Below are 17728 nucleotides of genomic sequence, written 5' to 3'. Positions count from 1 at the left end.
GGTGGCCTTGGTGTGTCAGCATACCGTCAATGCGAAGTTGTGAGAACGGCATCACGCTTTCGACATCTGCTGCGGAGGTTCACAAGGCGCCGGTAATACGTGACGTAATGGATAGACCGTATTCCTGCAGGCCGCATCTGTGCGCCGCAGCAGTCGGGGTTGTATTGGCGAGCAGTTCGGCCGGTGGCGCCGGATATGCCTGCAGACAGGGGAAAATGATGGATGCTGATGGTTTGACGCTGGGCTTTCTGTACCAGGCTCATGTGGTTCCCGGGCACGTGGCATTGGCGGATGACACGTACGCGCTGAAATACGCCGAGTTACGCTCACGCGTGCTGACTCTGGCCGGGCAACTGGTGGCTGCTGGCGTGGTTCCCGGAGACGTGGTGGCGGTGGCTTGCGACCGCTCCGTTGAGAGTGTGGTAAGCATTATCGCTGTGTATGCCGCGGGTGCGGCGTACCTGCCGCTGGACCTGTCCTATCCGCCGGTGCGCCTCGCCCAGATGCTGGAGGACGCGCGGCCACGGCTGGCCGTGATCGTGCCGGGTGCGCCCAGCGAGGTACTGCGCTCACTCGATCTAGCTGTCGTTGAATCGACCATGACGGGCCCCGCCGAAGCGCTGGCCGAGCCCGTGGTGGCAGATGCCGACTTGCCGGCCTATGTGCTGTTCACTTCCGGCTCGACCGGCCGACCCAAGGGCGCGGTGCTGTCGCGACGCGCGCTGCAACATCTGGTGGCGTGGCATCTGCATCATCCGCGCCTGGGCCAGCCCGTGCGGATGCTGCAATTCTTCACGCTTGGCTTCGACCCTTCGGTGCGTGACATCTTTGCCACCTTCGCTACGGAGGGAACGTTGTTGCTGGCGGCCGAACCGCAGCGGCGTGACCCGTTCCGGTTGCTGGAGATGTTGCGCGAGCAACGCGTTGAACGCACCGCCCTGCCATACGTGGCACTGCGGGCCATGGCGCAGGCCTATGTCGACGGTGGCGTGCTGCCCGAGTCGCTGCGCGAGGTGGTAACGGGTGGCGAAGCGCTGGCGATCACCCCGGCGATCCGCCAATTGTTTGCTGCCCTGCCTGGCGCCGCCCTTTACAACGAATACGGTCCCACGGAGTCCTGCGTCTTCGTCACCAGCAATCCGCTGGATGGCGATCCGATGCTCTGGCCCGAGCTGCCCGACATTGGCCGCCCGCTTTCGCATGTACGCCTGCATGTAGCCGACGAGCATTTGCAGTTGGTGGCTGACGGGATTGAAGGCGAGCTGCTGATTGGCGGCGAGACGCTTGCCGATGGTTATATCAACCGGCCGGAACTCAATGCCGAGCATTTTGTGCGGATCCGCGGTATCGATGGCGTGGAGGAACGGGTCTATCGCAGCGGCGATCGGGTACGTCAAGAAACGGATGGCCGCATCGTGTTCCTCGGCCGGCTCGACGAACAGGTCAAAGTGGCGGGCTACCGCATTGAGCTCGGCGAGGTGGAGGCGGCGCTGGCTTCGCATCCCGCCGTGCGTGACGTCGCGGTGGTTGCGCCGTCCGGGCCGACGGGGCGACGTCTGGTTGCCCATGTCTTGTTGACCAGAGATGCGCCGCCGGCGGCAGATTTGCGTGGTGAGTTTGACCGGCATCTTGCTGCGCGGTTGCCGGCTTACGCCTGTCCACAGGGCATCATTTTTCGCGACGGGCTGCCGCTGACGCCGAACGGAAAAATTGATCGGCGTCAGCTGGAAGCCGAATCCGCCACTGCTGCCGAGGTCGGTGTCGTCCCGATGCCGTTCGGCGCAGCGCCGGAAGACCGCGTTGTGGCGTTGTGGCGCGAACTGCTGGCGGCGCCTGACCTGGGCGTCGACGACAATGTGTTCGACCGCGGCGCCGATTCGCTGCTGGTGATGGTTTTCATCACGCGATGGCGTGCGCTTGCCGGGTCTGCGTTGAGTGCGGCGGCGGTCTATGCATATCCGACATCGCGCCAGCAGGCACAGCTGTCGCTGTCTGTGTCCTCCTCGCCGACGACACCTGCGGCCAGTGTCGAGGGGATGACGGCAGACGCGGATCTGGAGCGAACCGGACTGCCTCTGGACGTACCGCTCAGTGACGGTCAGATGGAGAAATGGTTTGCCAGCCAGTTTGGCGGGATGGCGTCGCTGGCGTTCAACGAGTCGTCGGTGCTACGCCTCGACGGCGTATTGAATCCGGTTGCCTTCAGGCAGGCTCTGGAGAGGGTATGGCAACGGCATGAATCGCTTCGTTTCAGCTTCGCGGCCGATGGAAGCAGCCAGCGTTTCAACGCGGAAGTGCCATTGCCATTTGCCGAGCTGGATCATGCCGAGCCATCGGCGACTGCGGAGGCGCGGTTCGATGCTTTCTGCGAGCAACAGATTCGCCAGCCGTTCGACCTGACCAAGCCGCCGCTGGTGCGCTTCACCCTGGTGCGGCTGGACGAGTGCCGGCATGCGTTGCACGTGATCACGCATCATCTGGTCATGGATGGCTGGTCGCTGGCGGTATTCGTCGGTGAACTGGCGGCTTGCTATAACGCCCTTGCCTCCGGCCGCGAGCCGGAGCTTGCTCCGGCAGCGTCGTTCCGACGCTACGTGATCGATGCGCGTGCACGTCGCATGGGTGGCGCCACTGCGACCTGCCTCGATTACTGGCGGCAGGTATACGCCGCGCCAGTCGCAGCATTGCGGTTGCCCGCCGATCGACCGGCACCGAAACAGCCGGATTATGCCGCCGCCACCGCGCGGCATGAATTCGCGCCGGCCCTGAGCGACGCATTGAGAACCACAGCGCGCCAACGCGGGGTGAGCCTGTACAGTCTGCTGTTGAGTGGCCTTGGCGTGTTGCTGGCGCGGCTGTCCGGTCAGCACGATTTTGCAGTTGCCGTGCCGTTTGCCGGTCTGGCGCTCGCTGGCGACGAGGCATTGATGGGCGATGGTGTGAGTGGGTTGCCACTGCGCCTGCGGGTCGAACCAGAATGGCCGCTTGGCGAACTGGTCAGCCGAACCCATGCGGCACTGCTCGACGCGGCCGCGCACCAGGATACGACGCTGACAGCTATCCAGCGGATGCTGGGCTTGCGCGCCACGAGTGGTGAGGCAGCCTTGACTGGAGTGGAGTTCACCCTGTTGCCGCGGGCAGCTTCCGTTGCCTTTGAGGGGCTGACCCATGCGTTGCGCGAGTGCCCGCGCGCCGCATTGGATTGGGATATGTCTTTCAACTTCAGCGATACCGGCGAGACGCTTGCGCTGTCCCTGCATTACGCCACTGCGCGCTATGACGCGTCGACCGTGCGCCGCTGGATCGGGTTCTACGAAGCTCTGCTCCACGATATCACCGGGCTGGGCGACACCCCTGCCGCGATCAGTGGCACGGTGGCTGACATCGATCTGTTGGGTGCCAGCGGGCGCGCCGAGGTGCTGCAAGCATGGAACGCGACCGCCATGCCGTACGACCGCGAGCAGGGCGTAACGGCACTGATCGAGGCGCAAATGCGACGAGCACCACAACGCATTGCCGTCGAATGTGGCGGGAGGGCAATGGATTGCGCCGCGCTGGATCAGGCCACGCATGCGCTGGCCGCAGCGCTGGGCCGACGCGGCATCGGTCGTGGCGAGCTGGTCGGCGTGTGCGTGCCGCGCAGCCTGGAGATGTTGATTGCCGTGCTTGGCGTACTGCGCAGCGGCGCGGCCTACGTACCGCTGGACCCGGAGTTTCCGGCCGAGCGCTTGCAGCATATGGCCGAACATTCGGGCCTGCGGCATGTGCTGGTGACCAGCGCCGAGCTGCTGCTGCCGGCGGTGGCCATGGGTCGCACCCTGCTGGACGTGAATACGCTGGTCGCCGAGCCTGCGGATGGGGTGGAGTTGCCGCTGGTGCGGGGCGATGACCTGGCCTATGTGCTGTACACCTCCGGCTCCACCGGCCAGCCCAAGGGCGTGGGCATCACCCATCGCAACCTGGTTAACTTCCTGCTCGGCATGAGTCGAGAGCCGGGCTTTGGCCCCGACGACGTGCTGTGCGCGGTGACTACGCTGTCGTTCGACATTGCCGGGATGGAGCTGTACCTGCCCCTGGTCGTGGGCGCGCGACTGGTGATTGCCACCGAGGAAGAGCGCCACGAACCGCAGTTGTTGTGGGATCTGATGGAGCGCGGCGGCTGCAACGTGCTGCAGACGACCCCCTCGCTACTACGACTGCTGATGGATACCGGGCGCGACGATGCGGTGCGCGACCTGCGCCTCTTCGTGGGTGGCGAGGCCCTGCCGCTGGAAGTGGCGAACAGTCTCGCCGGACGCTGCCGCGAATTCTGGAATCTGTACGGTCCCACCGAAACCACGATCTGGTCGACAGTGGCGCGCATCGAACCCGGGATAACGGTAGCGCCACTGGGCAAGCCGATCGCCAATACCCGCATCTACGTGCTCGACCCGCATGGCCAACCGGTACTGCCGGGTCTGATCGGCGAGATCTGGATCGGCGGCGATGGCGTGGCCGACGGCTACCTGCATCGCCCCGACCTGACCGCCGAGCGTTTTCTTCCTGACCCGTTCGTCGGTGGCGCTGCGCGCATGTATCGCACCGGCGACCTGGGCACCTGGCGCGATGGCGTACTGCATTTCCACGGGCGTGCCGACAATCAGATCAAGATCCGCGGCTACCGCATCGAGCCGGGCGACATCGAGGCCGCCACGGACGGCTACCCTTCCGTGCGCGAATGCGTCGTGATAGCACATCGCTTTGGCGACAATGACTTGCGCCTGGTGCTGTATGCCGTGGTCGGCGGCGATCGGGCGAATATGGCGCGGTCTCTGCGCGAGCATTTGCGCACGCGCTTGCCCGCCTACATGCTGCCCCAGCACATCGAGCTGCTGGATGCCTTGCCCAAGACGCCCAATGGCAAGATCGATCGCAAGGCATTGCCTGAGCCGTCCGCAGTCGATTTCATGGCGCATGCCGGCCAAGTGGAAACGCCGGCATCGCCATTTTCCAACCAGCGCGAAGCTTATCTAGCGGAAATCTGGCGTGACCTCGTTGGCGCCAGGGACGTTCGCAGCAGCGACAATTTCTTCGATGTCGGTGGGCATTCCCTGCTTGCGGTGGAGTTTGTCACCCGTGTGCAGCGCGAGACCGGGGTACGGATCAATCTGCTTGACGTGGCTGCCAGCACACTTGCTTCGCTGGCGTTGGAGTTGCCCGAAATGGGGGCCGCACCAAGCCGGCAGAACGTCTCGCTGGGAGCACGCCTGCGCAGGTTCTTCGGACTTGGTTGAGGTACACACGACTGCAAGGGGGCGGATGTCGTGACAGGTGTGATGGAGATCGTGTTCTGGGCCAGCGCTTTGCTGCTGGTGCATGTGTTTGCCGGCTATCCGGCGAGCGTGTGGCTGCTGGCGCGCTGGATGCCGCGGCCGATATGCAAGAAGGCAATAGCGCCAACGGTGAGCGTGGTGATTGCCGTGCACGATGGTGCGGCGCAGATAGCAGCCAAACTGGCCAACATCGAGACACTCGATTACCCACGCCAGCTTGTCGATATCGTCATCGTCTGCGATGGCTGTCGGGATGACAGCGCCGAACAGTGCCGGCAATTTGGCGACCCGCGGGTGCAGATACTGGAATTTGCTGAACGTCGCGGCAAGGCTGCCTGCCTCAATGACGGTATTGCCGTGGCCAAGGGTGAAGTGTTGCTGCTGACCGACGTGCGCCAGCGGCTGGCGCCGGAGGCATTACGCGAACTGGTGGCGAATCTCGCCGATGACACTGTGGGCGCGGTCAGTGGCGAGCTGTTGTTCGAGGACGTATACACGGGTTTTGCACGTGGTGTGGATGCGTACTGGCGTTACGAGAAATTGATCCGCCAAAACGAAAGCGGCTCTGGCTCGACCATTGGCGTCAGTGGTGCGTTGTATGCCATGCGCCGCGGCCTGTTTCAGCCACTGCCGGTGGCCACCGTGCTCGATGACTTGCTAGTGCCCATGTGCGTTGCGGCGCAAGGGCAACGCGTGGTGTTCGAGCCGTTGGCGCTGGCGTGGGATCGTCCGTCCCAACAGCCGTGCGAGGAGCAACGGCGCAAGATCCGCACACTGGCCGGCAACTACCAGCTGGTCCAACTGGCGCCTTGGTTGCTGCTGCCATGGCGCAATCCGCTATGGTTCCGCTTCATCAGCCACAAGCTGCTGCGCCTGCTGGCGCCGTGGCTGCTGCTGGCGCTCGGACTCTCGGCGGCGCTGCTGGCGACGCGCCATGCGCTGTTCGCGGTAACCGCGCTGGGGCTGGCCGCGGGGCTGGCCGCGGTGGTGGCGGGACGCCTGCTGCCGGCGCTGGGCGGACGCCTGCCGGTACGGCTGCTGACCGCCTTCTGCTATCTCAACCTGTTCGCCGCACAGGCGCTGCTGGCGTTCGCGCGCAATCGGAGGCTGCACCTGTGGTGAACAATCGATGCAGCCGGATCGATCCGGTGGCGCCGGGCCGCAGTCCGGCGGCAGGGGCATCCTGCAGGTGGTACTCATGTTCCTGCTGATCCTCGTGTACCTGGGTTTCGCGATCGTCCGTCCGCAGGACTTCCTGCCGGGCATGGCGGGCCTGCCGGTGATGTCGGTCACCCTGCTGCTGGCCTTCGTCGGCTGGCTGCTGCGCGGCGCACGCACGCCCGGCGCGCCGCAGTTCCTGCTTCTGCCGGTGTTCATCCTGATCGCGATGGCCTCGGAAGTGGTCACTGGCTGGTCCGGCGGCATGGAATACGTGCTCGAACAGATGGGGCCGTCGCTGATCGTGTTCTTCGTGCTGGCCAGCGCCATCGACGACCCGCGCCGCACCGCCACCACGTTCGCGGTGATCGGGCTGTGCGCAATGGTGCTGGCCTTGCACAGCGTGCAACAGGCCGAGCACGGCGTGGGCTGGACCGGCATGACCCTGGGCGAGGATGGGCGCATCCGCTACGTGGGCATCTTCAACGACCCCAACGATCTCGGCCTGCTGTTCGTGATGGCCCTGCCGATGGTGCTCTGCCTCGCCTCGCGCGCCAGCTTCCTCGGCCGCTGGTTCTGGCGTGCCGGCGCGCTGCTGTTGCTGGCCGGCGTCTACCTGACCAAGTCGCGCGGCACCCAGCTGGCGGTGCTGCTGATGGGCGGCGTCTGGCTGTGGCAGAAGCGGGGTCTGCTGACCGCCGGATCGCTCGGCTTCGTCGGCCTGGTCGGACTGATGCTGATGCCATCCACGCGCATGAACGATCTGGACCCCGACGAAGCGTCCGCCTTCGGCCGCGTGGACGCGTGGTACGAGGGACTGGACATGTTCAAGACGCATCCGCTGTTCGGCGTGGGCTTCGGCAATTTCACCGACTACAACGAGCTGACCGCGCACAATTCCTTCGTGCTGGTGCTGGCCGAGACAGGTTTCCTGGGTTTCGTGATCTGGCTGGCCTTCGTCGGCTACTGCTTCTGGATGATGTGGCGCCTGCTGCGCCTGCAGTCCGGACTGGCCAGGGCAGTGCAGGCATCGGCGCGGGCAGTGGCGACGGCGCGGCCGACGGCACGCCTGGCGCTGCTGCCGGCACTGCCCGCCGGTGCCGGCGTGGAGGAACGCCGGCCTGTTGTGGCGCGCGGGCAGATCGCCGCGGCGAGTGGTTCGGGAACCGTGGCGGACCGCGCGACCGCCGCGGCGGAGGATCGCCAGGCCCGGGCCGAGCAAGCGCTGTCGCTGACCCTGTTCTGCGCGCTGTGCGGTTTCTTCATGGCCGCGTTCTTCCTCAGCCGCAGCTACAACATCATGCTCTACACGCTGGCCGCGATCGTGGTGGGCCACTATTCCAGCATGCGTAAACGCCACGACGTGCTGCCGCGTTTCACCCTCTCGGTCAGCGGCTGGCGCTGGCTGCCGATCGCGCTGGTGGTCGTGGCAGCGCTCTATGTGCTGGTGGCCGTCTTGTTGCGAATGTCATGACCCCGCGCTCCCTCACCCTGCGCAACACGCTGTTCTCCTCGCTGGGGATCTATGTCGAGTACTTCCTCGGCATGGTCTGCGCAGTGCTGATCGCGCGCCATCTGGGGCCGCGTCACTACGGTATCTACGGCCTGTTCATCTGGTTCGCGGCGATCGGCATCGTGGTGACCAATTCGGGCATCACCACCGGCGTGATCAAGTTCGTCGCGGAGCTGCGCGGCAGCCGGCAGCCGGAACTGATCCGGCCGATGCTCGCCTATATGCGCCGGGTGCAGCGCTGGCACCTGCTGGTGGTGCTGGGCATCGGCCTGGGCCTGTTCGTACTGCTCGGGCACCGCTACGCCGCCGAGCTGGACACGCTGGAATTCGTGCTGCTCGCGGCCGCGGTGGGCATGCGCGCGCCGTACATGTTCAACGTGGCGATCGCCAAGGGTTTCGAGGCCTTCGACGCGACCGCCCGGATCACCCTGGTGGCCGCACCGACCAACCTGGTTCTGGTGGTCACCGCGATGCTGCTGCATGGCGACATCCTCTGGTTCGTGGTGATGTACGCGATTTCCAGTGCGGTATTCCTGCTTGCCTCGCAGTACCAGGTGCACCGGCTGCTGGCGCCGCTGCCGCGCATCGGCAGCCTGCCGGCGGAGCTGCTGCAACGCATTCGCCGGCACCTGCGCATCGTCTCGCTGACCATCATCGTGAGCTTCCTGATCGCCAGCGACGTGGAGATCCTGTTCCTCAACATGTTCGCCAGCGCCACCGCCGCGGGCTACTTCAAGGTGGCCTACCAGCTGGCCAGCGGCATCATGCTGCTGGTGCCCGGCGTGTTCAGCGCGGTGCTGCTGCCGATGATGGCGAAGGCACTGAGCGAGGGACGTACGGAGGGTGGTCGCCGTTTCGTGGCGGTGACCTCTTACCTGGCCCTGCTCGGCGCGCCGGTGGTGGCGTTCGGCACCTGCTTCGCCGCCGCGGTGATCGGGCTGCTGTACGGCACGGCCTATGCCGCCGCTGCGCCGGTATTCGCGCTGTGCATGCTGGCCAGCGCGCTGAACACCTCGGCGCAGGGCGCGACCAGCCTGCTGGTGAGCGCCGACCGCCAGCACGTGATCCTGTCCCTGACCCTGCTGTTCGGCGTGTTCAAGATCGCCATGGACGTGACCCTGATCCGCCACTTCGGACTGCACGGTGCGATGGCGGCGATCGTCATCGCCGCGCTGGTCAGCTCCTCCGCCTATCTGCTGCTGGGCATGCGTGTCGGCGGCCTGCCACTGGAGTGGCGCCGGCTCGCGCGCATCGTGCTGGCCGCCGTGCTGGCCGGCGCGGCCGCCTCGCTGGTGCTGCTGCTGCACCTGCCGCCACTGGCGACGCTGGTGCTGGGCGGGCCGCTGCTGGTCGGCGCCTATGCGCTGCTCACCCTGTGGCTGCGCTGCTGGACACTCGCGGACATCGAGCAACTGAAGGAACTGCACCGGCGCTTCGCGGCGGGACGCCCGCTGCTGCTGGGGCGACTGCTGGACTGGTCGGGCGCGCGTGCGGGACAGCAGCCATGAGTGCCTATGAGCGGTTGTTCCGCCACGTGCTCTACCCGGCCTACGAAACCGGCCTGCGCCGGCGCCGCACCCTGGGTTGGCTCGCCGGCTACGAGCGCGACCAGTGGCTGGCACCCGAGCAGATCCGCGTCCTGCAGTGGGAACGGCTGCAGCGCCTGCTGCAGCACTGCGAACAACACGTGCCCTGGTACCGCCGGCGCTGGCGCGAGCTGGGTATCGCCGCAGCGGACATCCGCAGCCTGGACGACTACGCGCGCCTGCCGGTGCTGGGCAAGGACGAGATCCGCGCGCACTTCGACGAGTTCAAGGCCGACGGCTGGCACGACCGCCTGCTGTACAAGGCCACCGGCGGCTCCACCGGCCAGCCGATGCGCTTCGGCTACACCCGCGAGAGCAACGAGCGGCGCACCGCCGTGATGTGGCGCGGCTACGACTGGGCCGGCGCGCGCATGGGCCGGCGCACCCTGTTCGTATGGGGCGGCGCGGTAGGCCAGCCGCGCCCGCTGCAGCAGCTGAAGGAACGGCTCTACCACGCCGCGTTCGCACGCCGCATGCTCAACAGCTTCCACATGACCGACGCCAACCTCGGCGAGTATGCCGATGCCATCGACGCGTACCGGCCGGAGGTGATCGTGGGCTACGTCGGCCCGCTGGTGCGCCTCGCGCAATGGCTGCTGGAGCACCGACGGCAGGTGGCGCGGCCCGTCTCGGTGCTCGGCGCAGCCGAGGCACTGCCTGATTTCCAGCGCGAGCTGATCGAGCGCGCCTTCGGCTGTCCGGCCTACAACACCTACGGCTGCCGCGAGGTCATGCTGATCGCGTCCGAGTGCGAACAGCGGCACGGCCTGCACGTCAACGCCGACCATCTGGTGGTGGAACTGCACGGCGCGGCGACGAGCGGCGCCAGCGGCGAGGTGCTGCTCACCGACCTCTCCAACTACGGCATGCCGCTGTTGCGCTACGCCAACGGCGACCTGGCCACCGCCAGCGCCGGAACCTGCCCGTGCGGGCGCGGCCTGCCGCTGCTGGCGCACGTGGACGGCCGCAAGCTGGACGCGATCCGCACGCCTGCCGGCCACCTGCTGCCCGGCGAGTTCTTCCCGCACATGCTCAAGGATGTGCCGGGCCTGCGCCGTTTCCAGCTCGTCCAGCGCCAGCTCGACCGGCTCGAACTGGCGCTGGTCTGCGACGGGCGCTTCGATGACGCTTCGATGACATACATCCGCCGCGAACTGGCCAAGGTGCTTGGCGACAGCGTCGCGCTCGACTGCCGCATCGTCGACGACATTCCCCTGACGTCCAGCGGCAAGCTGCGCGTCACCGTTTCCGCCCTCACCACACCGCCAGCCTGAACGCATCGATGAACATCACCCACGTCGTGGAAAACCTCAATCGCGGAGGGCTGGAGCGTGTCGTGCTCGATCTGGTCAAGCTGCAGCAGCAACAAGGCCACCATTGCCAGGTGATATGCCTGTTCGAGCGTGGCGCGCTGGCGTACGAACTGGATGCCGCAGGCATCCCGGTACATGCCTGCGAGAAGCGCAAGGGCTTCGATTTCAAGGCACTGTCGCGCGTGCGCCAACTGATCCGCGCCCACCGCACCGAGGTGCTGCACAGCCACAACGCGGTGGCACATTACCTGGCGGTGCTGGCCAGCCTCGGGCTGGGCGTGGGCAGGGTCATCAACACCCGCCACGGCATGGGCGGCATGCAGCGCTGGAACCGCGCCGAGATGCTTTATCGCGCCAGCCTCGTGCGTACCGATGCGGTGGCGATGGTCTGCGAAGCGGCATGCGATGGCGCCATCGAGCATGGCCTGGTGCCACGCCGCAAGCTGCGGGTGGTGCCCAACGGCCTGCGCGTGCAGGAGTTCACCGTCGCTTCGCCGGCCGCACGCGAACACCTGCGCCAGGCGCTTGGGCTGTCGCCGCAGACACGCCTGGTCGGCACGGTGGGACGACTCAACTGGGCCAAGGACCAGGCCGGCCTGATCCGCGCCTTCCGCCGCGTGCACGGGCAGTTGCCGGACAGTGCCCTGGTGCTGATCGGCGACGGCAACCTGCGGCCCGAACTGGAGGCCTGCGCACGCGACGAGGGCGTGGCCGGCGCGGTGCATTTCCTCGGCGACCGCAGCGATGCGCGCGATCTGCTGCAGGGGCTGGATGTGTTTGTGCTGTCCTCGGTGAGCGAGGGTTATTCGATGGCCCTGCTGGAAGCCTCCGCCACCGCATTGCCGATCGTGGCCACCGACGTCGGCGGCAATCGCGAGATCGTGCGCGACGGCAGCACCGGCTACATGGTGCCGGCACGCGATGCCGATGCACTGGCGGAGGCGATCCTGCTCCTGCTGCGCGAGCCGAATCGCGCCGCCAGGTACGGCGCGGCTGCCCGCGCGATGATGGAGGCCGGCGGCTCGCTGGAGGCGATGGCGGTGCGTTATGCCGCGCTCTACGACCCGCGGAAGCCAGGCGCATGAAAGTGCTGGTGCTGACCAACCTGTTCCCCACGCCCTGGGATCCGCTGCGTGGCGCGTTCAACCGGCAGCAGTTCGAGCGGCTGGGCCGGCGTCATGCGCTGGACGTGCTGACCGCGGTGGATTTCCGCGAGCGACTGCGCGGCCGGCGTGGCGAGGTGCAAGTGCCGGGACTCGGCATCGATCATTTCGTGTTCGTCTATCCGCCTCGACTGGGGCGCGCGCTGCATGCGGCATGCTGGTTGCTGTCGCTGCTGCTGCAGCGCGGCCGGCGGCTGCGCGCGGCCGGTTACGACTGCATCCTGGCCAGCTGGGCCTATCCCGACGCCGTGGCGGCCGGCTGGCTGGCGCGCCTGCTCGGCATCCCGTACGTGGTGAAGGTGCACGGCAGCGACCTCAACGTGCAGGCCACCCACGTCCTGCGCCGGCCGCAGATCGGGGCGAGCCTGCGCGCCGCCACCGCGGTGGTGGCGGTGAGTCGGGCGCTGGCCACCAAGGCCGTCGCGCTGGGCGTCGACGCATCGCGCGTGCATACGCTCTACAACGGCGTCGACGGCAAACGATTCGCCCCCGGCGACCAGGCCGCGGCGCGCGCACGGCTCGGTCTGCAGGACGCCACTGGACCGCTGCTGCTCTACGTGGGCAATCTCAAGGAGAGCAAGGGCTGCCTCGACCTGCTGGAGGCCTTCGCGGTGATGGCCGCTGCGCAGCCGCAGGCACGCCTGGTCTACGTGGGCGAAGGTGCGTGTCGCGGGGCACTGATGGCGCGCGCCCGCGCGCTTGGCATCGAGGCGCGCGTGCGCCTGGCCGGCGCGATGCCGCACGAATCGCTGCCCGACTGGTTCCGCGCCGCCGACCTGCTGTGCCTGCCCAGCCACAACGAAGGCGTGCCCAACGTGGTACTGGAAGCGATGGCCTGCGGCACGCCGGTAGTGGCCACGCGAGTGGGCGGCATTCCCGAGGTGGTGCCAGCGCACGCCGGCCGACTGGTGCCGCTGGGCAACCGGGCCGCGCTGGCCGGCGCGCTGACCGAGGCATCGGCACAGGCATGGGATCATGCAGCCATCGCGGAACACGCGCGCGGCTTCAGCTGGGAGGCCAACATCGACCAACTCGACGCCATCCTGCAGCAGGCGGCGCGTGCCGGGGCCGGCGCGGAGGTGCTGCGATGAGGATCAGACCCACGCGGCAGCAGTTGCTGGGCCTGCTGCCCGAGCGCCTGGTGCTGGTGCACGGCCCGCGCGAGCCGGGGGCACTCTATCTCAGCTTCGATGACGGCCCGCATCCGGAGCACACGCCCCGGCTGCTGGACCTGCTGGCCAGGCATGGTGCGCGGGCCAGTTTCTTCCTGGTCGGCCAGCGGATCGAGCAGCATCCCGCGCTGGTCGAGCGCATCGTGGCGGAGGGCCATGCCCTGGGCAATCATTCGTACAGTCACCCGCTGTTCCACCGGCTCGGCCTGCGCGAACAGTTGGACGAGGTGGAACGCACCGATCGCCTGCTGGAAGGCTTCGATCACGCCGGCCCGCACCGCTTCCGCCCGCCGCGCGGCGACGTGTCGCTGCTGCTGCTGCTGGCCTTTGCGCGACGCGGCCGCAACCTGGCCTACTGGTCCTATGACAGCCTGGATTACCAGCCGCACCCTCCCGCGGAACTGGCCGCACGACTGGAGCAACGGCCGCCTGCCGATGGCGACGTGCTGCTGATGCACGACGACAGCGGCTGCGCGGCGCAGGTGCTGGCGCGGATGCTGCCCGGCTGGCGCGCCGCCGGGCGGCAGCTGCGGGCGCTGCCGGCGGTGACGGCATGAGGATCCTCTACCACCACCGCACGCGCGGGCGCGACGTCGAGGGCGTGCACATCCGTGGCGTGGTCGGCGCCTTGCGCGCGCTGGGCCATGAGGTCAGCGTGATGTCCTTCCCGGGCGCGGACCCGGAACAGGAGCAGGTCCACGGCGTGGCGCGGTCCAGGGGCCGCGGCCGTATCGGCGCACTGGTTTCGCGCATGCCGGGCGTGCTGTTCGAGGCGCTGGAGCTGAGCTACAACCTGGTCACCCTGGTGCGCATGCGCCGCGCATTCGCGCGATTCGAACCGCAACTGGTCTACGAGCGCTATTCGCTGTTCCTGTTCGCCACCGTGTGGCTGGCGCGGCGACGCGGCATTCCGGTGATCCTGGAAATCAACGACTCGGCGCTGGTCGAGCGGGTGCGCCCGCTGTGGCTGAAGTCGCTGGCGCGGCGCATCGAGCGCTGGTGCCTGCGCCGCGCGACCGGGCTGGTGTTCATTTCCAGCTACTTCCAGCAACAGGCCACGGCGGCCTACGGCGACATCGCCCCTTCGGTGGTCTCGCCCAATGCGGCCGACCTCGCCCGCTTCGATCCGGTGCGGCACGATCGCGAGCGGCTGCGCGCTGAACGCGGCGTGGCGGGGCGCGTGGTGTGCGGCTACGTCGGCGCGTTCGTGCACTGGCACGGCGTCAACGGCTTCGTCGAGGCGATCGCCGCGCGGCTGGCCGAGGCGCCTGGGCTGGTGCTGCTGCTGGTCGGCGACGGCCGCAGCCTGCCCGAGGTGCGCGCACTGGTGCAGACGCGCGGTCTGACCGACCGCATCCTGCTGCCCGGACGCGTGCCACACTCGGAGATACCTTCCTGGATCGCCTGCATGGATTACGCGGTGCTGCCCGACTCCAACCACTACGGCTCGCCGGTGAAGCTGTTCGAGTTCATGGCGATGGGCGTGGCCATGGTCGCGCCCGACTACGCACCGGTGGCCGAGGTGGTCGACGACGGCCGCACCGGCTGGCTGTTTCCGCAGCGCCAGCTGCAGGCCTGCGTGCAGCGTGTGCTGGAACTGGCCGCGCAACCTGCGGAACGCGGGCGTGTCGGCACGGCTGCGCGCGAGTACATCGTGCGCGAGCGCCAGTGGCGCAACAACGCCGAGCAACTGCTCGGCCTGCTGCCGGAGGCGCAGCCATGATCGCCGTGCTTACCGTTCTCGCCGTGCTGGTGCTGCTCGCCGTCGTTGCGGTGGCGCTGGCGATCCGCTCGCGCAACATGCAGATCTGGCTGGGCAGCTACCTGCGCCGGCGGCCGCCGCCGCGCCCGGCCCACGGGCCGGTGCACGTGATGTTCTGCTTCGTCGACCACTTCGAACCGAACTGGGGCCGCGTCGACCTGGCCACCCAGCGCGCCCGCGTCGACCGCTGGTGCCGCGACTACCGTGCCCTCGCCGATCGCCACCGCGATGCCGACGGCCGCCCGCCACAGCACAGCTTCTTCTACCCGGAGGAGGAATACGTCGAGGAGCATCTGGACAAGCTCGCCGCGCTCTGCGCCGAGGGCTACGGCGAGATCGAGATCCACCTGCACCACGACAACGACACACCGGCGAACTTCATCGCCACCATGGCCCGCTTCAACCAGCTGCTGCACGAGCGCCACGGTGCGTTGCCGCGCGATCCGCAGACCGGCCAGCTGCGCTTCGGTTTCATCCACGGCAACTGGTGCCTGGACAATTCGCGTGCCGACGGCCGCTGGTGCGGCCTCAACAACGAGCTGATCCTGCTGCGCGAACTGGGCTGCTACGCCGACTTCACCCTGCCTTCCGCGCCCAGCGACACGCAGACGCGGATGGTCAACAGCATCTACTACGCCACCGACGACCCGGATCGCCCGAAATCGCACGACACCGGCGTGCCGGTGCGCACGGGCGGCATGCCCAGCGGCGATCTGATGATCGTGCAGGGACCGCTGGGCCTGAACTGGCGCGAGCGCCGGCTTGGCCTGGTGCCGCGCATCGAGAACTCCGACGTTCGCCGCGGCTGCCCGCCCACGCCGGCGCGGGTGGACCACTGGGTGCGCACCGGCATCCATGTCGAAGGCCGGCCCGAGTGGATCTTCGTCAAGGTGCATACGCACGGCACCCAGGAGCGCGACATGGATACCTTGCTGGGTGAGGCGGCCGAGCGCATGCATGCACACCTGGAGCGCGCGTACAACGACGGCACGAACCACGTGCTGCACTACGTCACCGCGCGCGAGATGTACAACATCATCAAGGCGGCCGAGGCCGGCAAGGCGGGCAACCCGGACGACTGGCGCGACTTCGAGCTGCCGCCACCGCCGCACCGCTCGCACAGCGGATCGGCAACCGTCGCACGCGAGGCGCCGGAGTAGCTCAGCCTGCCGGCGCCGCCTTCGGTGCCGGCGGGAAATGCTCCTGCAGCCAGCCTTCGACATGGTCGAACAGGCGCTCGCGGTCGCAGATCAGGGTGTAGGTATGGTCGGTGCCGTCGAGCAGGTCCATGCGCAGCGCCGGATGTTCCGCCACCTCGCGGCCGTAGCATTCGCGGAACTGGCGCGGGTGGTTGAACTGCTCGCCGATGCCGCCGCTGTAGACGAAGTAGAGCTTCAACCCGCGCGCCAGCATCGCGACCAGCTCGCCGCGCACCTGTCCCCGCGGCGGATAGACGCTGCCGAAGGAGGTTTCCTCCGCTGCCGTCACCCGGCGCAGCTTGCGCGCGAAGAAGCCCTGCCAGCGCGAGGGACTGAGCAGCCGCGGCAGGTAGTGACGCAGCTTGAAGCCGGTCGTACGGTAGATGTAGCCGTCCAGGAAGATCGCGCCGGCCACGCCCGCCTCGGTGCAGGCGGCGGTGTGCGCGCTCTGCGCACCGCGGCACAGGCCGACGAGCACGAAGCGCGTGCAGCCGGCCTGGCTCCCGAGCAGTGCAATGGCATCGCCCACGTCGGCGCGGATCTGCTGTTCGCGGGAACCGGCTTCCGCGCTGGCGCCACTGTCGCCCATGGTGGACAGGTCGAAGCGCAAGGTGGGGTAACCAAGCGCGTTGAGCCGGCGGGTCAGATCCACGTGCAGGCGGAACGGGCCGACGCGGTGCATCAGGCCTGTGTTGAGCACGATCACGCCGACCGTGCCGTGCACGCCGGACGGCAGCCCGGCCGTGCCCACCAGGTGCCGGGCACGGCCGAAGCGGAAGGCGCGCTCGGGCATCATGCGGCCTGCTCCACGGCCTCGTTCACCAGGCGCAGCAGGTCCGGCGCGAGGATGGCGTGTTCCAGCCGATGCAGATCGCCCCAGTGGACGCCCGGCCGCATGGCAACCACCCGCGCGCCGGCCTCGACCAGCGGCGACCAACCGCTTGCCGCCGGCTGGAGCAGCGAATCGACGACCAGGGTCGGTACCCGCGCCGGCTCGGCGCGCCAGGCAGCCACCTGCGCACGCCAGTGCGGGCTGACCGGGAAACCCAGCCATTGCCCGGCCGCCTCCTGCGCGGTACGCGGACGGACATAGTGCTGCGGGTCGTGGCGCAATCCCTCCTGCCAGGCGTCGAGCTCGGCCACGTGTTGCGCACCATCCAGCACCGGATCCCACAGGATCAGCTGCGCGAAACCCACCGCCGGGGCCGCCGCCAGCGCGAGGCCTCCGCCCAGCTGCGCGCCGAAGCCGATCACCGCCGCGCATCCGCTGCGCACGCGCAGCTCGGCCGCCGCACTGCGGATGTCGGCCAGGCAGTGCTGCCAGTCCAGCGCCCGGCTGTCGCCGGCCGAGTCACCGCTGCCGCGGTAATCGAAGCGCAACACGCAGATGCCGCGCGCGGCCAGGCTGGTGGCCAGCTGGCGATAGATCCGGTGCGTGCGCATCAGCGCCTGGCCCAGCGGCGGGCACAGCAGCATGCCCAGCGGCGCATGGCCGGCAACACCGTGGTACACCCCCATCAGCGCTCCGTCGCGACCGAACTGGCAGGGCT

The 17728-nt window shown here is 68.0% G+C and carries 12 protein-coding genes; 10 read left to right on the top strand and 2 right to left on the bottom strand.

Translation table 11 applies throughout. The features are described 5' to 3' along the window. Positions 1 to 218: 218 nt before the first annotated feature. The 10 genes from ABQJ54_RS16595 to ABQJ54_RS16550 all read left to right on the top strand — a co-directional run bounded on the left by ABQJ54_RS16595 (position 219) and on the right by ABQJ54_RS16550 (position 16139). Positions 219 to 5273: a non-ribosomal peptide synthetase gene (locus ABQJ54_RS16595; RefSeq protein WP_367855436.1), complete on the top strand. Its 5055-nt coding sequence runs from the start codon at positions 219 to 221 to the stop codon at positions 5271 to 5273. A 42-nt stretch (positions 5274 to 5315) separates the two neighbouring features. Then, complete coding sequence (locus ABQJ54_RS16590; protein ID WP_367855675.1) at positions 5316 to 6434, top strand: glycosyltransferase family 2 protein; 1119 nt, start codon at positions 5316 to 5318, stop codon at positions 6432 to 6434. Positions 6435 to 6510: 76 nt separating this feature from the next. Next, positions 6511 to 7944 (top strand): O-antigen ligase family protein, encoded by a 1434-nt coding sequence (locus ABQJ54_RS16585; protein ID WP_367855435.1) that lies wholly within the window; start codon positions 6511 to 6513, stop codon positions 7942 to 7944. Continuing rightward, positions 7941 to 9491, top strand: a complete 1551-nt coding sequence (locus tag ABQJ54_RS16580; RefSeq protein WP_367855434.1) for an oligosaccharide flippase family protein — start codon at positions 7941 to 7943, stop codon at positions 9489 to 9491. Before ABQJ54_RS16585 ends, ABQJ54_RS16580 begins: the two co-directional genes overlap by 4 nt. Next, complete coding sequence (locus tag ABQJ54_RS16575) at positions 9488 to 10843, top strand: phenylacetate--CoA ligase family protein (RefSeq protein ID WP_367855433.1); 1356 nt, start codon at positions 9488 to 9490, stop codon at positions 10841 to 10843. The genes ABQJ54_RS16580 and ABQJ54_RS16575 overlap by 4 nt, the downstream gene beginning before the upstream one ends. An 8-nt stretch (positions 10844 to 10851) precedes the next feature. Further along, positions 10852 to 11967 (top strand): glycosyltransferase, encoded by a 1116-nt coding sequence (locus tag ABQJ54_RS16570; protein ID WP_367855432.1) that lies wholly within the window; start codon positions 10852 to 10854, stop codon positions 11965 to 11967. Then, positions 11964 to 13136 carry a glycosyltransferase family 4 protein gene (locus ABQJ54_RS16565; protein ID WP_367855431.1) on the top strand — a complete coding sequence of 391 codons (1173 nt, stop codon included), beginning with the start codon at positions 11964 to 11966 and terminating at the stop codon, positions 13134 to 13136. The genes ABQJ54_RS16570 and ABQJ54_RS16565 overlap by 4 nt, the downstream gene beginning before the upstream one ends. Continuing rightward, positions 13133 to 13774 (top strand): polysaccharide deacetylase family protein, encoded by a 642-nt coding sequence (locus tag ABQJ54_RS16560; protein WP_367855430.1) that lies wholly within the window; start codon positions 13133 to 13135, stop codon positions 13772 to 13774. Before ABQJ54_RS16565 ends, ABQJ54_RS16560 begins: the two co-directional genes overlap by 4 nt. Continuing rightward, the gene (locus ABQJ54_RS16555) at positions 13771 to 14940 is read left to right on the top strand and encodes a glycosyltransferase family 4 protein (protein ID WP_367855429.1); all 1170 of its coding nucleotides are present in this window, start codon (positions 13771 to 13773) and stop codon (positions 14938 to 14940) included. The genes ABQJ54_RS16560 and ABQJ54_RS16555 overlap by 4 nt, the downstream gene beginning before the upstream one ends. Continuing rightward, positions 14937 to 16139 carry a hypothetical protein gene (locus tag ABQJ54_RS16550; protein WP_367855428.1) on the top strand — a complete coding sequence of 401 codons (1203 nt, stop codon included), beginning with the start codon at positions 14937 to 14939 and terminating at the stop codon, positions 16137 to 16139. Before ABQJ54_RS16555 ends, ABQJ54_RS16550 begins: the two co-directional genes overlap by 4 nt. 1 nt (position 16140) lies before the next feature. On the opposite strand, the gene ABQJ54_RS16545 is transcribed toward ABQJ54_RS16550, so the two are convergent. After that, positions 16141 to 16974 carry an alpha/beta fold hydrolase gene (locus tag ABQJ54_RS16545; protein ID WP_367855427.1) on the bottom strand — a complete coding sequence of 278 codons (834 nt, stop codon included), beginning with the start codon at positions 16972 to 16974 and terminating at the stop codon, positions 16141 to 16143. After that, entirely contained in the window at positions 16971 to 17696 is a 726-nt protein-coding gene (locus tag ABQJ54_RS16540) for an alpha/beta fold hydrolase (protein WP_367855426.1), read from the bottom strand. Before ABQJ54_RS16540 ends, ABQJ54_RS16545 begins: the two co-directional genes overlap by 4 nt. Between the last annotated feature and the right edge of the window lie 32 nt (positions 17697 to 17728).

It is taken from the genome of Rhodanobacter lycopersici (assembly GCF_040812335.1).
Taxonomy (GTDB): Bacteria; Pseudomonadota; Gammaproteobacteria; order Xanthomonadales; family Rhodanobacteraceae; genus Rhodanobacter_A; species Rhodanobacter_A lycopersici.
Note: the sequence above shows the minus strand (reverse complement) of the source record. Positions and strands in the feature narration are given on the sequence as shown.